The organism is Rothia mucilaginosa (genome assembly GCF_001548235.1).
GTDB classification, from domain to species: domain Bacteria; phylum Actinomycetota; class Actinomycetes; order Actinomycetales; family Micrococcaceae; genus Rothia; species Rothia mucilaginosa_B.
The window spans coordinates 647,100-666,538 of record NZ_AP014938.1 but is presented as its reverse complement, the minus strand read 5'-3'; the positions used below and the strand labels follow the sequence as shown (position 1 = coordinate 666,538).

Annotated in this window: 17 protein-coding genes, 1 tRNA gene and 1 riboswitch; of the genes, 7 read left to right on the top strand and 11 right to left on the bottom strand. The window is 61.0% G+C overall.

The genetic code is table 11. The features are described 5' to 3' along the window. Positions 1-405 precede the first annotated feature (405 nt). Complete coding sequence (locus tag RM6536_RS02535) at positions 406-2,376, top strand: NHL domain-containing thioredoxin family protein (protein ID WP_060823913.1); 1,971 nt, start codon at positions 406-408, stop codon at positions 2,374-2,376. A 280-nt stretch (positions 2,377-2,656) separates the two neighbouring features. Here the strand turns inward: RM6536_RS02535 and RM6536_RS02530 are convergent, their stop codons facing one another. Next, the gene (locus tag RM6536_RS02530; protein WP_060823912.1) at positions 2,657-3,634 is read right to left on the bottom strand and encodes a hypothetical protein; all 978 of its coding nucleotides are present in this window, start codon (positions 3,632-3,634) and stop codon (positions 2,657-2,659) included. 63 nt (positions 3,635-3,697) lie between these two features. Between RM6536_RS02530 and RM6536_RS02525 the strand changes: the two genes are divergently transcribed. Beyond that, positions 3,698-4,399 carry a hypothetical protein gene (locus tag RM6536_RS02525; protein WP_060823911.1) on the top strand — a complete coding sequence of 234 codons (702 nt, stop codon included), beginning with the start codon at positions 3,698-3,700 and terminating at the stop codon, positions 4,397-4,399. A 163-nt stretch (positions 4,400-4,562) separates the two neighbouring features. Here RM6536_RS02525 and RM6536_RS02520 read toward each other — a convergent pair whose 3' ends face one another. The 8 genes from RM6536_RS02520 to RM6536_RS02485 form a co-directional block, all read right to left on the bottom strand. Continuing rightward, positions 4,563-5,228 (bottom strand): class I SAM-dependent methyltransferase, encoded by a 666-nt coding sequence (locus RM6536_RS02520; RefSeq protein ID WP_060823910.1) that lies wholly within the window; start codon positions 5,226-5,228, stop codon positions 4,563-4,565. Positions 5,229-5,423: 195 nt separating this feature from the next. Continuing rightward, positions 5,424-6,536, bottom strand: coding sequence for a MauE/DoxX family redox-associated membrane protein (locus RM6536_RS02515; RefSeq protein WP_060823909.1), 1,113 nt, complete (start codon positions 6,534-6,536; stop codon positions 5,424-5,426). 409 nt (positions 6,537-6,945) lie between these two features. Further along, positions 6,946-8,001 carry a ThiF family adenylyltransferase gene (locus RM6536_RS02510; RefSeq protein ID WP_060823908.1) on the bottom strand — a complete coding sequence of 352 codons (1,056 nt, stop codon included), beginning with the start codon at positions 7,999-8,001 and terminating at the stop codon, positions 6,946-6,948. Beyond that, entirely contained in the window at positions 7,992-8,762 is a 771-nt protein-coding gene (locus RM6536_RS02505; protein WP_060823907.1) for a thiazole synthase, read from the bottom strand. Before RM6536_RS02505 ends, RM6536_RS02510 begins: the two co-directional genes overlap by 10 nt. Positions 8,763-8,853: 91 nt before the next feature. After that, a complete protein-coding gene (thiS, locus tag RM6536_RS02500) occupies positions 8,854-9,051 on the bottom strand; it encodes a sulfur carrier protein ThiS (RefSeq protein ID WP_060823906.1) in 198 nt (65 codons plus the stop codon). A gap of 48 nt (positions 9,052-9,099) precedes the next feature. Beyond that, positions 9,100-10,182, bottom strand: a complete 1,083-nt coding sequence (thiO, locus tag RM6536_RS02495) for a glycine oxidase ThiO (RefSeq protein WP_060823905.1) — start codon at positions 10,180-10,182, stop codon at positions 9,100-9,102. 2 nt (positions 10,183-10,184) lie between these two features. Further along, positions 10,185-10,805 (bottom strand): thiamine phosphate synthase, encoded by a 621-nt coding sequence (locus RM6536_RS02490; RefSeq protein ID WP_060823904.1) that lies wholly within the window; start codon positions 10,803-10,805, stop codon positions 10,185-10,187. Positions 10,806-11,511: 706 nt separating this feature from the next. Then, positions 11,512-11,582: transfer RNA gene (locus tag RM6536_RS02485), tRNA-Gly, on the bottom strand. 152 nt (positions 11,583-11,734) lie between these two features. Between RM6536_RS02485 and dcd the strand changes: the two genes are divergently transcribed. Continuing rightward, positions 11,735-12,334, top strand: coding sequence for a dCTP deaminase (gene dcd, locus RM6536_RS02480; protein ID WP_049359310.1), 600 nt, complete (start codon positions 11,735-11,737; stop codon positions 12,332-12,334). A gap of 132 nt (positions 12,335-12,466) precedes the next feature. Then, on the top strand, positions 12,467-13,798 hold the full coding sequence (locus RM6536_RS02475) for a septin family protein (RefSeq protein ID WP_060823903.1): 1,332 nt from the start codon (positions 12,467-12,469) through the stop codon (positions 13,796-13,798). 148 nt (positions 13,799-13,946) lie between these two features. Here RM6536_RS02475 and RM6536_RS02470 read toward each other — a convergent pair whose 3' ends face one another. Then, positions 13,947-15,383: an MFS transporter gene (locus RM6536_RS02470; RefSeq protein WP_060823902.1), complete on the bottom strand. Its 1,437-nt coding sequence runs from the start codon at positions 15,381-15,383 to the stop codon at positions 13,947-13,949. A gap of 160 nt (positions 15,384-15,543) precedes the next feature. Beyond that, positions 15,544-15,777: a DUF4235 domain-containing protein gene (locus RM6536_RS02465; protein WP_049340557.1), complete on the bottom strand. Its 234-nt coding sequence runs from the start codon at positions 15,775-15,777 to the stop codon at positions 15,544-15,546. A 266-nt stretch (positions 15,778-16,043) separates the two neighbouring features. Beyond that, positions 16,044-16,144, top strand: a riboswitch (TPP riboswitch). Positions 16,145-16,202: 58 nt separating this feature from the next. On the opposite strand from RM6536_RS02465, the gene RM6536_RS02460 reads away from it, so the two are divergent. From RM6536_RS02460 to RM6536_RS02450, 3 genes are all read left to right on the top strand, one after another. After that, positions 16,203-16,835: an ECF transporter S component gene (locus tag RM6536_RS02460; protein ID WP_049350529.1), complete on the top strand. Its 633-nt coding sequence runs from the start codon at positions 16,203-16,205 to the stop codon at positions 16,833-16,835. An 88-nt stretch (positions 16,836-16,923) separates the two neighbouring features. Then, positions 16,924-18,546 carry an ABC transporter ATP-binding protein gene (locus RM6536_RS02455; protein ID WP_060823901.1) on the top strand — a complete coding sequence of 541 codons (1,623 nt, stop codon included), beginning with the start codon at positions 16,924-16,926 and terminating at the stop codon, positions 18,544-18,546. Continuing rightward, complete coding sequence (locus RM6536_RS02450) at positions 18,543-19,340, top strand: energy-coupling factor transporter transmembrane component T family protein (protein ID WP_060823900.1); 798 nt, start codon at positions 18,543-18,545, stop codon at positions 19,338-19,340. The genes RM6536_RS02455 and RM6536_RS02450 overlap by 4 nt, the downstream gene beginning before the upstream one ends. Positions 19,341-19,439: the final 99 nt, after the last annotated feature.

Genomic DNA, 19,439 nt, shown 5'->3' with positions numbered 1-19,439 from the left:
TCTCTTGGGGGGGCGCCGCCTGCAGGGCGGGCCTTGGGTGGGGGCGGGGTCATCGGCGAGTCCCGCAGAAGGGTGTGCGAAAAATCGCACCCTCCCAGTCTAAAAATTAAGGATTGAGTTAATCAATAGTTAGGTAAGGCTTAACTTATTAAGTTAAATATTTCGGGGGTGCCCCGGCGTATCGGTACCGGAGGGCATGGCGAATGAATGAGATGCAATGATTTCCAAACCCGTGCATACCACTTTCGCACTCCTCAACTCACGCAAATATGACGTAATATGACGAGCCGTTACCTCCCGCGTTCACAATGCTCAACTCCCAGCGAACCACCCACCCCACGCTGGCATAATGGGGACAGCAAACCAACGCGCCCACACACGGCGCACCCAACAGGAGAGAAAACCATGAGCGAGAACACCACCCGCAGCGTACGCGTGCGCGCCAGCGAACTCGAAGGCCGAGCCTGGCTCAACACCGGCGACAAAAACCTCACCCTGCAGGATCTTCGCGGCAAAATCGTTATTCTCGACTTCTGGACCCTCTGCTGCATCAACTGCCTGCACGTCCTCGACGAACTACGCCCCCTCGAAGAAGAATTCTCCGACGTACTCGTCACCGTCGGCGTACACAGCCCCAAATTCGAACACGAAGCAGACCCCGTAGCGCTCGCCGCAGCCGTCGACCGCTACCACATCACCCACCCCGTACTCGACGACCCCGAACTGACCACCTGGCAGGCATACACTGCCCGCGCATGGCCCACCCTCGTCGTCGTCGACCCCGAAGGCTACATCGTTGCCCACCTCTCCGGCGAAGGCCATGTACAGGGCCTCACCTCCCTCGTACGCGAACTCGTCGCAGAACACGAAGCGAAAGGCACCCTGCACCGCGGCGACGGCCCCTACGTGCCCCGCCCCAAGGCAGCCGGCACCTACGCCTTCCCCGGCAAAGCCATCGAACTGCCCGCCGAATTCGGCCCCGCAAACCTCTTCGGCAACCGCGAACGCACCTACCTCGTCGCAGACAGCGCACGCCACCGCATCCTGCAGGTAGCAGCCGACCTCAACACCATCATCAACACCTACGGCGGCGGCGACGACCCCATCAACCACCCCGTCAAGGGCCACGTCGACGGCACCGGCACCGAAGCACGCTTCAACGAACCCGCCGGCCTCGCCCTCGTACCCGAAAACCTGCGCGAACAGCTCGGCTACGACGTGCTGGTCGCCGACACCGTCAACCACCGCCTGCGCTCCCTCAACCTGAGCACCGGCGAAGTACGCACCCTCGCAGGCAACGGCGTGCAGCGCGTCATCGACGGCGACAACGCCATCACCGGCGACCCCAACCACATCCCCGCTGGCGTACCCGCCACCGAAATCGCGCTCTCCTCACCCTGGGACGCCGTCTACTCCCGTGAAGCCGGCCAGTTCATCATCGCCATGGCAGGCACCCACCAGCTCTTCGGCTACGAACCCATCAACGGCACCGTCAGCATCTTCGCAGGCTCCGGCGTGGAAGGCCTCGCCGACGGCCCCGCCGCCGACGCATGGTTCGCCCAGCCCTCCGGCATCATCGAAGTACGCGACGGCAGCCTCTGGGTCGCCTGCTCCGAAACCAGCGGCCTGCGCCACGTCACCTTCACCGAAGACGGAGTACAGGTCACCTCCGCCGTCGGCAAGGGCCTGTTCGACTTCGGCTTCGTCGACGGCGACTCCGACACCGCCCGCATGCAGCACCCCCTCGGCCTGACCGAACTGCCCGACGGATCCATCGCCGTAGCCGACACCTACAACGGCGCCATCCGCCGCTGGGACCCCGCAACCGGCACCCTCGGCACCCTCGAACGCGGCCTCGACGAACCCTCCGACCTGCTCGTCGAAGAAGTACCCGGCGAAGAACCGCGCCTCATCATCGTCGAAACCAACGCCCACCAGCTCGTACGCGCCTCCATCCCCGCCAAGGCACAGCACGTCGACGAAGGCGCCATCACCACCGCACGCCCCTCCACCAAGCTCACCGGCGGCATCCTCGAATTCACCTCACGATTCACCGTGCCCACCGGCCAGAAGCTCGACACCCGCTGGGGCGACCCCACCCAGCTGAAGATTTCATCCACCCCCGAGAACTTCATCCTGGAAGGCGCCGGCACCTCCACCGGACTGACCCGAACCCTCGTGCTCAACCCCGATGTGACCGAGGCAGTCCTGCACATTACTGCTCGTGCCGCCGCCTGCGACGGCACCCCCGGCGGTGACATCCCCGAGCACGCGGCTTGCCACCTCTACCAGCAGGACTGGGGTATTCCCGTCGTTGTGACCGGTGATGAGGCAGACGAAAGCGAACTCGTCCTGGACCTGCGCGGTATCAACTAGGGATCTATAAAAGAATCAAGGGTCAGTATTATCCTCGCTCCTACAGGGGCACCCGTCCTCGCTTCGCTCGGACACCCTGATGTCGCTACGGATAATACTGACCCTATTTCTGTTGTGCCGCCCTGATACCGCTGCGGATAGTACCGGTTCCCTTTGCTCTTTGAGGATTGTGGGACGCGAAAGGACCGGGTCATCCTCGCTCCTACAGGGGCACCCGTCCTCGCTTCGCTCGGGCGCCCTGATGTCGCCTTCAGAGCATACTGGCTCTCGTTGTTAGTCCTTAGAAAGAGACTCGGACCGCCTTCGCATCCGCCTCCACCGACGCCTTCAACGTAAACGGAATCTCCTTCTGCACCTGCGAACGCGCACCCGTATACAAATCCAACTGAGTAAACGACACCTTCGCCGTACCCGACATCGGCTTCAACGACCACACACCCGCCGAACTCACACTCACCTGCGGATCCGCCACCTTCTCCACAGACCACTTCACCTCAGAATCCACACGGCCCGTAAACGCATACTCAAAAGGGCACCCACCAGGATAAAGAGTGCTCTGCTGCGTGCACTTCTTCAAATGATCCTGCACCTGCTCCTTCACCGACGCCAACGCATTATCACTCGGCTTTAACTCCATACGCACCGAATGATTCGCATCCTGCGCAGTCACCACCTCATTCACCTTCTGCGCCGTATAAACCGTCGAATCATACGACACCGCATACACGCCAGGGTAAAACACCGGGAACGACGCAGAACCACGATCCACCGCAACCTTACGGTTATTAATCGTCGCAGCCTCCACACCCTGAATATTCACCTTCACCGACGGCAAAGACGCCTCATCAATAGCCCACTTATCAAAAAATCCCCAATGCGTACCCGAACGGTGCAAACGAAAATCCGTATGCTGCTGCGAACCCTCCAACGTATAGGACGCACGCACCGTCGCATGCTCACCATCCTCGCTGGTCTCCACCACCTCATACGACACCTCACCCAACGAAGACACCGAACGCCTCAAAGCATCCCCATCCAGCAGCGACGCGTCACCCTCAGGAATCTGCGCACCCAACAAACCACGCGCATACGAACCATTACCCGTACGCAACGCATGAAAATACTCCCGCACCTGACCCGTCGGACCATACACCAGCTTATTCGTCATAACCAGCGCCGCAGCAGCCACAGAAACCGCCACCACAACACCGACCATCCACATTGCCAGGACCCGCTCCACGGGAGAAAAATTACGCATAGAACCAGAGTAACGCAGGTAGTCCGCTAGGTTTCACGCACCGCACACACTAAAGTTGTGTATATGGCAGAACGCGCTCACGAAGTCCCCGCCAAATACGGCGAAGTCAAAGAACTATTCCACCCCCGCATGCGCTCCTACGGCAGGCGCATCGAAGCGGCACTCCCCGGCACCATCGTGCTACTCGCCGCGCTCGCCTTCATCTTCTACAAGCGACCCGCCCTGCCGTACACCATCCTCGTACTGCTCATCGGCACCATCGCAGGCGTCAACCTCTACTCAGTCCTCAAACCTACCATCATCGTCATCACCAAAACCCACGTGCTCCGCGCACGCACCTTCGGCTGGTTCGCCGTACCGCTGGAAAACATCGACCACACCATCTTCGTCGAAAAGCTCTACCCCAAAAAAGCCTACGGCCAGAAACTCAAAACCGTCGCCGGCCGCCTACGCTACCGCAGCTTCCCCGCCATGTGGGCCGTCGACAAAGACGGCAAACAGCTCATGCGCATCGACGGCCGCGTCTGGGACGGCAAAACCATGCGAGAAGTCTCCTCCAAACTCTCCGCCCAGACCACCATCTACAAACAGATCAACGTGGTCAACATGGACAAAGAACACAAGGGACTCATCACCTTCAACGAACTACACCCCGGCTGGCGCTCCAGCCTCATGACCGCACTCGCCGTCATCGTCGTGGTGATTCTCTTTGCGGCATCCTTCATGCCCGAAGAACTCGCCCGCACCATCTACCTCATCCACTAGAACACCCAATCATCACCGGTGCTTCTTTTCGGACGCGTATCTTCCGAACGCGCAAAGGCCCGGCACCTACCCCACACGGGGCAGGCGCCGGGCCTTTTGCATGCCTAACTCAAGACGTGCTACGCGCTAGTTGACGCGCTACGCGCTAGATGTAGATGCGAGCCTAGCTCACCGGGCGCGACAGGACCGCCACCAAATACTCCGAAGAGCCCTCCACAAACGGGTGCAGCTGCCACGAAGAGTACGTGTTATCCACGTTCAAACCAACCTCGCGGGCATCAGCGAGGAACTGCTCAAACGCATAATCACGGCCCGGACCCGAACCATAACCAACCACCGCACGGCCACCCGGCGCCAACACGCGACGGAAATTCTCAACCACCGGCTTACGAGTCGAACGAGCCAAGAAGCCCATCACATTACCCGCACACACCAGCAGCTCAAAACCGTTCTCCGCCGTAGCATCGCCCTCAATGCCCAGCACCTCCGGCAAATCTACCAAATCGGCGGTAATCCAGGTAGCATCCGGGCAGACGCGGCGCGCCTCCTCAATCAGCTCAGGATCAATATCCACACCCGTCACACGGTGACCCAGCGCGTGCAGCTGCTTACCCACACGACCGGGACCGGAACCCGCATCAAGGATCTTCGCGCCACGAGAAGCCATAGCATCCAACAGACGAGACTCACCCGCAATGTCGTTACCCTCAGCCTCCATCGCCTTAAAACGGTCAATGTACCACTGAGAATGATTCGGGTTGCTCTCCTTCTTGATCAGCCACAGGGACTTATCACGCTCAGCAGGAGCGCTGAAACTCATCATTGCCATAAAAACTCCTTAGACAGGGTTGAGGATGCGCCAACAGCCACCAGGCACGGTGACTGCGGCATATAAGCGGTGTGTGCGCTACGTTCTAGCATAGCCCCACCCGGCGTCTGCCGGTAAGGACAGACTAAGAGCAGGACGGGGCTACCGGGGCAGCGCGAAAGGCTGGGGCGCCACAGAGAAGCTACAGGGGAGCGGTTAGAGGTGATCGCCGCTAGTATTCGACGTCTCCTCAGCAAACGCCTTACGCATCTGCTCCTGACGCTCCTCCTCAGCCAGACGAGCAGCCTCAGCGAACTGCTCCTCAATATCGGTCAGCAACGCCTCAACCTGCTCATTACCAGCCACCGGGCCGCCAGCAAGCAGACCATCAGCACCCAACACCACAGCCAACGGCACACCGTTACCGAAATTCGCGCGCGCACCCGCCTCACGGTCAATCAGCGGAGTCAAACCCTCCGGCAACGTACCCGCATTACGCGAAGTCTGCAACGACTCAAGACTCGAATACACCGGATGCAACGCCACCTGCGGTAGACGCTCCTGCCACGAAGCCATCGTCTTCAAAAACTTCACGCAACCAACACACGTCGCCGACACAAACACCAGCACACGCGCCTGATTCTTAGCCAATGCACGCAGATTCGTGTGACGACCATTCTCCAAATACAGCGCGGCATGCGGAATCGGCATACGAACATACTGCTCCTCGCCGTTCTCGTCGTACACCGGCTCCGGCAAAATCACCTGAGCCTGCGGCTCCGGCTGCGCCAGGGCGTCACCGCGGCGAACAGCCTCCAGCGTTACAGCAATCAGCGCCGCACCAATAACCCAAGTCCAGCCGCTATTACCCAGACCCAGCAGAGTCGACACAACACCCGTGCCGCCCCTCAACGCGCTCGCATGCGCGCCAGCCGCCGCCAACAGCAACGCAATATTACGGACCAGCGTATAACGGCTCACCGGCGCATTCGACTCAGAACCGAAACAATTACAACTTCCAGTACGACCCGTCGCCAACGCGCGCGCAATCACCACCGTGTAGAACAGCATCAGAATCAACGCCAAACCCGAAGCAATCACAACAGGCAAACGCACCGGCGACAACAACAGCACCGCCGCCACAACAATCTCAAACCACGGCAGGACCAGCGACACCGCACGAGTCGGCGCAATCTTCTCCAAACCAAGATTCTGAATACCGGTCACGGTACTCTGCGGGTCCTTCGCCTTAGCAATACCGCTAATCAACAAAGTCAACGCAACAAGTGCCGTACACAAAACAAGCGGCACAGTAGAGACGGTGAGCATAAAACTCCTAGAGTGAGTGTGCGAAAACAGGAGGCGGCACCGGCAGTTTTTAGGCAGAACAAACCGCGCGACGTGCCGCCGTGTTATACACGATTTTACGCCCTGCACATGGGGAATCGTCTCTACGAGCTATGCTCTACAAGTTAAACGGAATGCGGTATGCGCCCTCGTTCCTGCAGGGGACCCGCCCTCGCTTCGCTTCGGGCACCCTGATGTCACTACGGACGATACCGCTTTCCTTATGTCGAGATGTCGAGGCGCTCGTTCCTCGTATCGGGGCTCTTAGCGACCGGGCGTGGTATGCGCCCTCGTTCCTACAGGGAACCCGCCCTCGCAGAGCTCGGGCACCCTGATGTCACTACGGGCGATACCGCCTTCCTCATATCGAGGCTCTTAGCGCCTGGGTGCGCTAGATAGCCGTCAGGCGCACCCCGTACTCGCCCGCCAGCTCCGCATACGCCTGCACAAAACGCTGCGCTCGCGCACCCGAGGCGCAGAAAACGCCGACCCGCTGATCACGCACCGACTCGAACAGGCTCAGCAGCTCCGCGGGCACGTCGGATGCCGGCAGCAGGGATCCCTCAGCGTCGCTCAGCCGCGATAGCGGCACATGCAGCGAACCCTCATGCTTCACCGACTCCTCACGCTCGGGCGCCTCACGCACATCCAGCAGAACCTGCGGGACCTCATGCGCCGACAAATCCACCGGCACCACACGCGCCGGATCCGGCACCGCCCCAAACGACGTACACGTACCCGACAAGGCATCATACGTCAGCAGAGTGCCCGCCGCCGTCGGCAAACCACTCATAAACTTGAGCACCTCCGTCGCCATCAGCGAACCAACCACAGCCGTCGTCGCACCCAACACCCCGGCAAGCGCACACGACTCCACCGTCTGCGGAATCGTCGGAAAAATATCACGCAAATGCGCGCCATCCGGCTCAAAAAGACTCACCGAACCGCCAAAACGCAAAACCGTGCCCCACACCAGCGGCAGACCCGCAACCTGCGCCGCATCCGCAATCAGATACTTCGACGCAAAGGTGTCCGTACAATCCACCACACAATCCGGCGCCGACGCGGCGAAAAGATCCAAAATCCAGGACGCATCCACATGCCGCACCGACGTCTCAACCGTCAACGACGGGCACAACTCCAAAGCACGGCGCGCCGCAACCTCCGCCTTCGACTCACCCACATCAGACACACCAAAAAGCGGCTGACGCTGAATATTCGACAACTCCACCGAATCAGAATCCACAATATGCAGATACCCCACACCAGCCGCCGCCAACGCCTGCACCACCGGACAACCCAAACCACCAGCACCAATCACCAACACGCGTGCAGCCGCCACCGCATCCTGATCAAAGCCCGGCAGACGACGCTGACGATCCGTGCGCTCGCGATCCAGACGCGCATGCTCCGGATTCACCGGGGTAGGGGCAAGGTTTACATCCACGAGACAAAACCCTCCGACGGCGACGACGCCTTCGCGTGCTCACGCACCGGAATACGGCCAGCCTCACGCGCCAACGCGCCCGCCTGCACCGCAAACTTCATCGCCTGAGCCATCGCCACCGGATCCTCAGCACGATTCACCGCCGACGCCAACAACACCGCATCACAACCCAGCTCCATCGCCAAGGCGGCATCCGAAGCGGTACCCACGCCGGCATCCAGAACCACCGGAACCTGCGCGCGGGAAGCAATCAGCTCAATATTGTGCGGGTTCAAAATGCCCAAACCAGTACCAATCGGCGCACCCAACGGCATAACCGCGGCAACGCCCGCATCCTCCAGGCGAGCGGCAGCCACCGGGTCGTCAGAAGTGTACGCGAGCACCGTGAAATCCTCCGCGACCAGCTGCTCGCAAGCGCTCAACAGCTCCACGGTGTCCGGCAGCAGGGTGTCTTCGTCGTGGATAATCTCGACCTTCACCCAGGACGTGCCCAGCGCCTCGCGGGCAAGCATCGCGGTCATGACTGCATCAGCTGCGGTGCGGCACCCGGCGGTATTGGGCAGCGGCGCAATATTGAGCTTCTGCAGAAGCGGAAAAATGGGGGTGCCTGCGGCATGACGGCGCATGGCAACGGTCGTCATTTCGGTGCCGGAGGCGATGAGTGCCTGCTCGAGCAGGTCCATGCTGGTTGCGCCTCCGGAACCCATGATGAGGCGGGAGGTGAAGGTGCGGTCACCGATGGTGAGCGGTGTGAGGCTCATGAGTTCTCCTCTGTGGGAACGATGCGGTGGGTGTGTATGGCGTACACACCCACCCAATATGTAGAACGTATATTCTTTTTCTGGAGGGGTATTAGCCACCCTGAACAGCAGTGAGGGCATCCACCCTGTCGCCCTCGTGCAGCGGCACATCCAGCCACGTGGAACGCGGCACAATACTGCGGTTGAGTGCCACAGCCACGCCATTTTCGGTACCAAACTGGTCCATGACAAGGTCAAATACGGTGGGGGCGTTGGTGGTGAGCGGCTCGCCGTTGTAGGTGATGATCATGCGGAATCCTTTCGGGAGGGCGCCGGGTGCACCCGGCGGGGAATGTGTTTAGTGGGTGAATCGTGCCGGGTCGCACGCCTGCATGATGGGCGGAATCTCAGCCCCGCAGGCAACCTCCGCACCGACCTTGCTGGCGAGCGCGGCAAGCAGAATGCCGTGGCGGAAATAGCCCGTGGACACGAGCTGGCGGGTGCCGTCGGCACGGGTGCGGTGCCCGAAGATGGGCAGGTCGTCCGGGGTGCCGGGGCGGGCGCCGACGTTCGCCTCCAGAAGCTCGCACTCTTCAACGGCGGGCACCAGGCGGATCGCGTCACGTAGCAGCTGGTGTACGCCGTCGATGGCGGGTAGCGTGCGGTGGTCTTCGCGGCTGGTTGCGCCGATGCACAGCTCCCCGTCGGGTCGGGGGATGAGGTAGACGGGGCGGGAGTTCACGTAGCCGCGCACCACGTGCTTGAGGATGGGGCGCGGGGCGCGCAGGCGCAGAATGTCCCCGTAGACGGGGCGTAGTGGGTAATCCCCGTGCAGTGTTGCCCCTAGTCCGGTGCAGATAATGTCGCCCGCATCCGGGTCGGTGACCCGTTCGGTGCTGAAGGTGACGCCGCGGCGGGTGAGGGCGTCTTTGAGGGAGCGCCTCATGAGCCGCGGGTGCAGCTGATGGTCGCTAGGGATGCTCACGGCACCGGCAATACGCGGCGCCAGGAGCGGTTCGAGGGCGCGCGCCTGCGTGGGGGTGACGGCATCTGCGGGGCGGTTCATGTCCCGGTAGTAGGCGCGAGTGCGTTGCAGGTGCTCGGCGTCGGCGCGGTCGGCTGCGACAATGAGCGTGCCGGTGGTGTCGTAGCCGGTGGGCAGGTCGGTGGCGCGGCGCAGCCGCTCCATGAGGGAGGGGTAGGCGTCGGCGCTGGCGGTCATGAGCGGGAAGAGCGCGTCCTGCTGGAATTGCACTTCTGCGATGGGCGCGAGCATACCGCCGGCGTAGTGGCTGGCTGCGGGGTAGAGCGCCGTGCCGTCGTCGGCGGTGCCGTAGTCGCTGGTTTCGGCGTCGATGAGGTGCACACTTTCGCCGCGTTCGGTGAGCTCAAACGCGGTGGTGAGGCCAATGATTCCGCCGCCAATGATGGTGATGGTCATGGCTATGCCTTCAGCGAGGGATTGTCGACGAAGGCGCGGACCATGGCGATTCCGGCAACTCCGGTGGTGCGGATGGCGGGGCAGTCTTCGGGGGTGATGTCGCCGATAGCTACGGTGGGTACGGCGGACAGTTCGGCAAGTTCGCGGAGCCCATCAATGCCGAGGGGCGGGCGGTTGGACTGCTTGGTGGGGCTGGGGCGGAACGGCCCGGTGCCGATGTAGTCGATCAGGTGCGCGATCTTGTTGGACTCTTCGACGAGCTGCCGGGTGCCGGTGGTCAGACCGATGATTGCCTCGGCGCCGAGGAGGGCGCGGGCGTCGGCTACGGGCAGGTCGTCTTGACCGATGTGCACGCCGTCAACGCGCACGCCGCAGGCACGCAATGCGAGAGCGACATCAACACGGTCGTCGACGAGGAGCGTCTGGTGCGGCTGGATGATGCCGGCGATAGCTTCGGTGAGCTGGTAGAGCTCGCGCGCGCTGATGGGCTTGGACCTGACTTGGATGCAGGTGGCGTGTTTGGCTGCCCGAACGGTTTCGAGGGGGTTGTCGCCTGTGACGAGGTAGAGGTTCAGGTCGAGGGGGCGTGCGGGGGTGGTGTAGGGGTGCGTTTCGCGGGTCATGCGGGTCTACGATTCGTCGTCGAGTAGATGTTTTGAGAAAATCTCTCATTGAATTTCTGTGGTTAGGTTAGCACAGCTGTGTAGTGAGTTGAACATTCTTCAAACTTTTGAGATGTCTTGCGGGGTGCGTTCCTCGCTCATGTAGGGGAGCCTGTCGGGTTCGATGGCTCGCTTTTGATGTGTGCGCTTGGCACGCTATACACTTCCTTCGCTCCTACAGGGGCACCCGCCCTCGCAGAGCTCGGGCACCCTGATGTCGCTTCAGGAAGGTATAGCTGTGCTGCGCGCTCGTATGGGGCTACAACAAGCCCTGTCTCGATGAGCCCTCGGGAAGGGGCCCTGACCTACCATACGGACTCACCACCGCACCCAAATACCTATCTTGTTCCCCGGCAAGCTGTCTGCGGTACCTAACCCCAGTATTCCCCCTCCCCGTTCCCGCACACTCTTCCCAAGCCGAGTCGCCTGCGGTTAGCCCCCATACCGCGTAGCCGCACCCACTACTCCACCTGCCCGGAGAAGGGGAGAGAGTTAGTAGGGGAGAGGCCGGTATGTTCCGTCGCGACATCAGGGTGTCCGACGCGGAGCGAGGACGGGTTCCCTGTAGGAGCAAGGAACATACCGCCTCGACCCGTCCAACCAAGCCTAACCACCACATCCAACCCAAAATAAAAACCCCTCACCATTCAGTGAGAGGTTCTGGAAGAGCGGCTGACGGGAATCGAACCCGCGTATCAGGCTTGGGAAGCGTGCGCTCTACCATTGAGCTACAGCCGCATCTTTTTCAGTGTATCGCGCTTGCTTGCCGGGGGTGAAATGTGTTGCGGCTGTTTGTGTGCCGGCGTCGGAGGTGAAATGTGATGTAGGACTGTGTGCTGGGGCTGGTGGATGCCTGCACGTGGGTGGTGTTTGCCAGGTATCCTTTAAGCGTGCTTATTTCAGATCGCGATATTCGTCAAGAGATTGCTGATGGGCGCATCGTTCTTGAACCGTTCGATGAGTCGATGATTCAGCCTGCAAGTGTGGACGTGAGGATTGATCGTTTCTTCCGTCTGTTCGATAACCACAAGTACCCGCATATTGATCCTGCTCAGCCGCAGGAGGATTTGACGCGCCTGGTGGAGGTGGCTCCTGATGAGCCGTTTATTTTGCATCCGGGTGAGTTTGTGTTGGGTTCTACGTATGAGAAGGTGACTCTGCCTGATGATGTGGCTGCCCGTCTGGAGGGTAAGTCGTCGTTGGGTCGTTTGGGTTTGTTGACTCACTCTACGGCTGGTTTTATTGATCCTGGTTTTTCTGGGCATGTGACGCTTGAGTTGTCGAATGTGGCGACTTTGCCGATTATGTTGTGGCCGGGTTCTAAGGTTGGTCAGTTGTGTTTCTTCCGTTTGAGTAGCCCGACTGAGCATCCGTATGGTTCTGGTGCGTATGGTAACCGTTACCAGGGTCAGCGTGGCCCGACTGCTTCGCGTAGTTATTTGAATTTTCATCAGACGATGATTCCGACGGATGGTTCTGTGGAGTCTTAGTCTTTCCCGCTTTTGGGGTGCGGGTGTGCAGGCTGTGTGTTTGTGCGCCCGCGTTGGGCGGTTTTTCCGTCTGTTGTGCTCGTGCGTTCACTCGCGTGCGGGTTTTTATCTCTCACTCTCTAAGGATTTTTGATGAATCTGAAGCCTGTTGTTCTGCGTGTTGCTGGCGCGGAAGTTTCTTTGTATCTGATTGATATGTCGGACTCTTTTGTGGAGCGTTTTAAGAAGGCGTGGGAGCCTCTTGCTCCGGAGTTTTTTGATACTCCTGATGAGGCGTATGCTTCGTTGTCTCGTTTTGATCAGGTGATGCTGGTTCATGCGCCGACTGATGAGTCGGTGATGGATTTGGCGAATCCGTTGATGGGTTCGTTTGATAAGGTTTCGACGCTGCGTGTGGCTGATGATGATTCGGGTATGCAGGATCTGACGAGCCGTATTACGTTGGCGATGATTGAGCAGCTGGTTGGTCGCGGTGTGATGCTGCATGCGGCTGTTATTGGTGACCCTGAGTCGAAGCGTGCTGTGGCGCTGGTGGGTGTTTCTGGTAGCGGTAAGACGACTGCGTCGCGTTTCTTGGGTTCGAAGTTTGCGTACCTGACGGATGAGACTGCGATTATTTCGGATGAGGGTGTTGTGTCGCCGTATCCGAAGCCGCTGTCTGTGATTGTTGACCCGAATGCGCCGAAGGATCAGCAGAACCCGGTGGATTTGGGTTTGAACGTGGTTGATCGTGATGACCTCAGCTATGAGCTGTCGCGTATTGTGTTCATTTCTCGTGATGAGTCGGCTTCTGAGCCGTATTTTGAGCGTGTTCCGCTGCATGAGGCTCTGGTGTTCTTGAGTGAGCAGAGCTCGGGTTTGGCGCGTCACCCTGAGGGTGTTGTGTCGCTGGCTAAGCTGGTGGAGCGTTGCGGTGGTGTGTGGCGCCTGGTGTACTCGGAGATTGAGGATACTCTGCCGCTGGTTCAGGATCTGCTGAATGGTGGTGAGCTGCCGAATGCTGATGAGGTTGAGAAGCTGGAGAAGTACACGGCTGAGGATCACCTGCCGGGTGTGTTCTTGAACGGTACGATTGCGGTGTCTCGTATGCCGGGTACTTCGGGTGTGCGTGTGGGTGAGGACGGCCCGTTCTTGCTGCTGTGTGACACTGAGCTGAATGAGCTGTCTGATTTTGCGGCGGAGTGCTGGCTGCAGGCTGAGGGCGATATTTCGTACGATGACCTGTTTGCGCGTCTGGCTGAGATCTTTGAGGGTCTGCCTGCGGAGGCGTATGACGAGAACCTGAGCGCTCTGGCGGCTGGTTCGATGCTGTGGGTTCGTGTGATTGATGATCCGCTGATTGATGACGCGACCTGGGCTCAGATGACCGGCGATGAGGTTCTGGATGAGGAGGAGCAGCAGATTGCGCTGGATTCTTCTGAGGACGCTGTCTCTGATGATGAGGATGACGTGGTGGAGGACTAGCCACCGCGGCTTACTGAGATCTGCTCGATAGGCACTGCTTAAGCACAAGGGAGGGGCGGGTAGAAGATGATTCTTCTACCCGCCCCTCCCTTTGCGTTTACAGGGTTGCGTTTGCGGGGGTTTATAGGACGCTTAGCCCCGCGACGCCTTACTGGGCTGCCTTGTCGCGGCGCTTCTGCTCACGCTTCTGCTCGCGGCGAGCCGCACGCACACGCAGCGGACCGGGCGCCTTCACCGGCAGCAGCAGGAGCAGACCCGCCACCACAACGATCAGAATACCGAGCACACCCCAAATCTGCGCGCCCATGATGCTCACGCACAGACCGAACAGCATCGGCGCCAGGAAGCTGGTGGCACGACCGGTGGTCGAGTACAGGCCGAACAGCTCACCCTCAGTGCCGGGGTCCGCCAGACGCGCCAGGAAGGTGCGGGACGCCGACTGTGCCGGGCCCACGAACAGGCACAACAGCAGGGCGCATACCCAGAACACGCCCGGTTCGGGGAAGAACATCAGCGGGGTAGCCGCCAAGATAATGCCGACCAGCGAGATAACAATAATCGCCTTCGGTCCCAGGTAGTCATCCAGGTAGCCGCCCAGGATCGCGCCAGCCGCCGCGACAGCGCTACCGGCAATACCGAACAGGATTACCTCGGAAGTGCTGAAACCGAACGTGCCCGCCGCAAGAATACCGCCGAACGTAAAAATACCGGACAGACCATCACGGAACACCGCCGAAGCAATCAGGAACCACAGGGTCTGCGGGGACGTCATCTTCAGCCGCTTAATGGTGCGCCACAGCGCCTTGTAGGAGGCGAGCAGACCGCCCTGACGAGCAGGGGAGAAACGCTCCAGACCCAGCTCCAGGAAACGCAATTCGCGGGTGGGCAGCACCTCCGGCAGGAAGCGCTCGCGGGTGCGCATACGCACCAGCAGAGGCACGCAGAAGATGAGGCACCAGGCGGCGGCGAACAGTGCGACCGCGCGGATGTTCAGGGCGTTATCGGTGGTCAGGCCGAGCACTTCGGGGGTAAGCACAAAACCCCACAGCACCACAGCCAGCGCCAGGATGCCGCCAATGTAGCCGGCAGCCCATCCAGCGCCCGAAATCTTACCGATATTGTCCGGGTTAGAGATGCGCGGCAGCACGGCGTTATAGTTCACGTACGCGAACTCGCTGAACACGCTCGCCGCAGAAATCAGGGTCACACCCAGCCACAGGTACTGCGGGGTGGGAGCCACGAAGAAGCACGCCGCCATCGAAGCGACCAGCAGTAGCGTGTTCACGCCGAGCCAGAAGATGCCCTTGCCGGACTTATCGTTACGCTGACCGGTGACCGGCGCCAGAATCGCAATGAGGAACCCTGCAATGGTCAGACCCAGAGACAGCGCCGAGGAGGTCTCTTCGGGAGTGCCGAAATAGCTACTGGTCAGGTACACGGTGAAGATGAAGGTCATCATAATCGAGTCGAAGCTCGACGAACCAACATCCCACATGACCCAGGACGCGACTGAACGGCGGCTGTTCGCGTGGTCAACGACCCTACGCGGAGCCTTCGTCTTACGGCGGGGAGAAGAAATAGTCATAGTTGTGCTTTCGGATGCCGAGGTGGCGCTTCAGCGTAGCGGCGGCGTGAAACCTGCTGAAGTAGAGCGGGCGTGCTGAAGAGGGAACACCAGGCGGTACGTACCGAGTGGAGATACGTACCGCCTAGTTCATGAACTTTCGCGCGGAAGGCGCAAAGCCTTAGTTGAAGAAACGACGCTGCAGGCGAGCAATACCGAAGCTCACCACAGCACCCACGACGGAGGTCAGAACGGTCCAGAGGATGACCTGACGCAGAGTGTCTTCAGAGTCGTGGGAAATGGCGGGAGGCTGGTTACCGGTAGCCTTGGTCCAGGCTGCGCCCAGACCCTTACCGACCAGGGCTGCTGCGCCCATGTTGATACCCGCAATAGCAAGCTTAGCGACGGGGTTCATGTGTATCTCCTTAGCTGTATACGATGCGGCGTCTCGCCCCGGAACCCCTTCGGGGTTGGGTGAGAAAAGAGCGCCACTCCCTAGCGTATAGGGTTTAAGGCGTTCGTGCCGCCTTGGAGCCTCTCCGTCCCAAAATTGTACACCGTGCAATTCTGTAATGTGGGCAGAAGAACGAAACAAAAAGCGGCAAATTGGCACGAACAGCCAGACACGCCTACAATCGAACCTGGGTTCCCACCCGCACCACAACGGTACGGACAAGGAACCCCAAACGACAGGGGAGCGCCACCGAGGCGCTGAGAGTGCTAAGCAGACCCTCGAACCTGATCCGGTTAGTACCGGCGTAGGGAGTCGAATTTCTTCTCAATGCCCTCGTCCAATCAGAGGGCGAGGACATTCCCCTTCCAACGACGGAAGGATCACCAATGTCACAGAACGCAACCCCCGCCTCCCAGGCATCTAGCCAGGCAGAATCGAAGAAGCCGAACCTGCGCTGGCGAGTCAACGAAATCGTTATCGCCGCAGTTATCGCAGTAGCCTGCGCCGTCATCTTCTGGATCTGGGACATCGCAGTCGGCCCCGCCGCCAAAACTGCACTCGTAGCAGCACCCGAATTCCGCCCCATCGTCGCCGGCGCATGGCTGCTTGGCGGCACCCTCAGCGGCCTGCTCATCCGCAAGCCCGGTGCGGCACTCTTCGGTGAAATCGTCGCAGCATTCATCTCCGTGCTCTTCACCGGCGGCGCGTGGAGTGGTGAAATCCTGATTGCCGGCTTCTTCCAGGGCGTTGGCGCTGAAATCGCCTTCGCAATCTTCCGCTACCGTCGCTGGGACGCATTCGTAGCAGTCTTCGCCGGTGCGCTCAGCGGCCTGTTCATGGGTGTTAACGAAATCTTCATCTACTACCCCGACATGGAACCGGTCAAGGCAATCATCTACGTAGCGTGCGCCGTCATCTCCGGCGCAGTGATCGCAGGCTTCCTCGCATGGATTCTCGTGCAGAACCTCGCCAAGACCGGTGTGCTCTCCTCGCTGGCATCCGGCAAGACCCGCCGCTAACCACCAGCAACTATCCACCGGCTAGTCACTCACCACGAGTCACCACTCGGCACACAACAGCAGCCACACAAAAGGCTAAGGAACCATCATGGAAGCAACACCGCGCGGGGCGCGCATCGAGCTCAACAACTTCAGCTGGCACCACCCCGGACGCCCAGAACCCGTCATCAGCGGACTCAACCTCACCATCAACCCCGGTGAAAAAGTCCTGCTACTGGGCACCTCCGGCGCCGGCAAATCGACGCTCCTGCACGCCATCGCCGGTGTGCTCCACGATGACGACGGCGAATCCGCCGGCGGCACCATCACCATCAACGGGCAAGCACCCGCCGAAGCACGCGGTACCGCAGGCATGATGCAGCAGGACCCCGAATCCTCCATCGTCATGGCAACCGTCGGCAATGACGTAGCGTTCGGCCCCGAAAACCTGCGCGTACCCCGCGAAGAAATCTGGGGCCGCGTCACCGAAGCCCTCACCGCCGTAGGGCTTAACCACCTGCCCCTCGACCACCCCAGCAGCGCACTGTCCGGCGGACAGAAACAGCGCCTCGGCCTGGCGGGCATCCTCTCGATGCACCCCGGCGCCATGATTCTCGACGAACCCACCGCCAACCTCGACCCCTCCGGCGTGCAGGAGGTGCGTGACAGCATCCTCACTGCTGCGGAGGCGACCGGCGCGACCCTGCTCGTCGTAGAACACCGCGTGAGCATCTGGGCGCCGCACATGGACCGCATTATCGTGCTCGGCGAAGGCGGCACCATCACCCACGACGGCGCACCCGACACCGTACTCACCGAAGCACGCCAAGAACTCATCGACGCGGGCGTATGGGTACCCAACTACGTGCCGCGCGCACCGCAGACCGGCGATGTTGTGGGCGGCGAAAGCGAGCACGGCGAGGCGCTACTCCGCGCCGAAAACCTCAGCATCACCCGCGCACAACCCACCCCCAAGCAGCGACGTGCACGCCGACGCACCATCAAACGCCTCGGCGACACCCCCGCACCCGCACCCGTCGACCTGCCCGTACTGCGCGGCGGCATCAACCTCACCCTGCACGCCGGCGAACACCTCAGCGTGCTCGGCCCCAACGGTGCCGGCAAATCGACCCTAGCCCTCACCCTCGCAGGGCTCCTCACCGCGCCCAACGGCACCCTCACCGCCACCGACGCGCTGCGCAATCACGGCGGTCAGACTGCGCACTGGGACGTGCCTACCTGGACCCCCGCCCAAATGCTCAGCCGCATCGGCTACGTCTTCCAAGAACCCGAATACCAATTCATCCGCGGAACCGTACGCGAAGAACTCGAACTCGGCCCCCGCCGACTCGCCGCACTCAACCGCGAACCCCTCAACGAAGACGAGCTCACCACACGCACCGACGAGCTGGCGGCCCGCCTGCGCCTCACCCACCTGCTCGACGCCAACCCCTTCACCCTCTCCGGCGGCGAAAAACGCAGGCTCTCCGTCGCCTCCGCACTCGCCACCGCACCGCGAATCCTCATTCTCGACGAACCCACCTTCGGCCAAGACGCACGAACCTGGGCAGAACTCGTCGACCTCATCCGCGAACTCCTCGCAGGCGGCACCGCCGTCATCTCCATCACCCACGACGAAGACTACACCGCCGCACTCGGCGGCAAATCCATCACGCTCGAAGCCCTAGAACCCTCCGAAGCCATCGCAACCCCCGGAAAGGAGAACGCATGAACACCGACTTCTTCGGCACCATCGACCGAACCAGCTACTTCAGCAACCTCAACGCCGGCGTCAAGCTCGTCGTCTCCTTCGCCCTCATCATCGCCGCACTCATCGTGCGCGACCCCCTCACCTCCGGAATCCTCTTCGCCCTCGAACTGCTCGGATTCATCCTCGTCGGATTCCGACCCGTCAACGTCCTCGCCCGCTTCTGGCCCATCCTCATCGCCGTCATCACCACCGGCTGGTCCGTCGCCATGCTCAGCGCCAAAACCGGCACCACCATCCTCGACCTCGGCTTCAACAGCGTCACCACCGACTCCGCCGCCGTCGGCGCAGCCATGATGATCCGCTCCCTCGCCATGGTCCTACCCACCCTCGCGTTCGTGCTCACCACCGACCCGACCGACCTCGGCGACTCCCTCGCACAAACCTTCAAACTACCCTCCCGGTTCGTGCTCGCCACCGTCGCCGCCCTGCGCCTCGTCGGCATCCTCTTCGCCGAATGGAACGCCCTCGGCCAGGCACGACGCGCCCGCGGACTCGGTGCAGGCCAATCCCTCGCCGGACGCGCCCAAACCTTCGGCGGGCAAAGCTTCGCCCTGCTCGTGCAGGCTATCCGCCGCGGTTCCCGCCTCGCCATCACCATGGAGGCGCGCGGCTTCGGCGCAGGCGAACGCACCTGGGCTCGTGTGCCGTCCTATTCGCCGCGTGACGTGCACGTGAGCATTGCCGCCGCCGTCATTATTGCTGTTGCGTACGGTGCATCTATTGCGGCGGGTACAATCCAGTTCCTCTGGGGCTAGTTCGCTCGGGACATGAGTAGGGAGGCGCTTGTACTCTTCCTTCGCTCCTACAGGGAGGCGGGGTGCCGCATATTTCCTCCGCACCTAGCTCTACTTAGG

Excerpts from the sequence above, each read along its gene's own strand:
- RM6536_RS02535 (WP_060823913.1), top strand. The coding sequence starts at position 406 with ATGAGCGAGAACACCACCCGCAGCGTACGCGTGCGCGCCAGCGAACTC.
- RM6536_RS02530 (WP_060823912.1), bottom strand. The coding sequence starts at position 3,634 with ATGCGTAATTTTTCTCCCGTGGAGCGGGTCCTGGCAATGTGGATGGTC.
- RM6536_RS02525 (WP_060823911.1), top strand. The coding sequence starts at position 3,698 with ATGGCAGAACGCGCTCACGAAGTCCCCGCCAAATACGGCGAAGTCAAA.
- RM6536_RS02520 (WP_060823910.1), bottom strand. The coding sequence starts at position 5,228 with ATGGCAATGATGAGTTTCAGCGCTCCTGCTGAGCGTGATAAGTCCCTG.
- RM6536_RS02515 (WP_060823909.1), bottom strand. The coding sequence starts at position 6,536 with ATGCTCACCGTCTCTACTGTGCCGCTTGTTTTGTGTACGGCACTTGTT.
- RM6536_RS02505 (WP_060823907.1), bottom strand. The coding sequence starts at position 8,762 with ATGAGCCTCACACCGCTCACCATCGGTGACCGCACCTTCACCTCCCGC.
- thiS (WP_060823906.1), bottom strand. The coding sequence starts at position 9,051 with ATGATCATCACCTACAACGGCGAGCCGCTCACCACCAACGCCCCCACC.
- thiO (WP_060823905.1), bottom strand. The coding sequence starts at position 10,182 with ATGACCATCACCATCATTGGCGGCGGAATCATTGGCCTCACCACCGCG.
- RM6536_RS02490 (WP_060823904.1), bottom strand. The coding sequence starts at position 10,805 with ATGACCCGCGAAACGCACCCCTACACCACCCCCGCACGCCCCCTCGAC.
- RM6536_RS02475 (WP_060823903.1), top strand. The coding sequence starts at position 12,467 with ATGAATCTGAAGCCTGTTGTTCTGCGTGTTGCTGGCGCGGAAGTTTCT.
- RM6536_RS02470 (WP_060823902.1), bottom strand. The coding sequence starts at position 15,383 with ATGACTATTTCTTCTCCCCGCCGTAAGACGAAGGCTCCGCGTAGGGTC.
- RM6536_RS02465 (WP_049340557.1), bottom strand. The coding sequence starts at position 15,777 with ATGAACCCCGTCGCTAAGCTTGCTATTGCGGGTATCAACATGGGCGCA.
- RM6536_RS02460 (WP_049350529.1), top strand. The coding sequence starts at position 16,203 with ATGTCACAGAACGCAACCCCCGCCTCCCAGGCATCTAGCCAGGCAGAA.
- RM6536_RS02455 (WP_060823901.1), top strand. The coding sequence starts at position 16,924 with ATGGAAGCAACACCGCGCGGGGCGCGCATCGAGCTCAACAACTTCAGC.
- RM6536_RS02450 (WP_060823900.1), top strand. The coding sequence starts at position 18,543 with ATGAACACCGACTTCTTCGGCACCATCGACCGAACCAGCTACTTCAGC.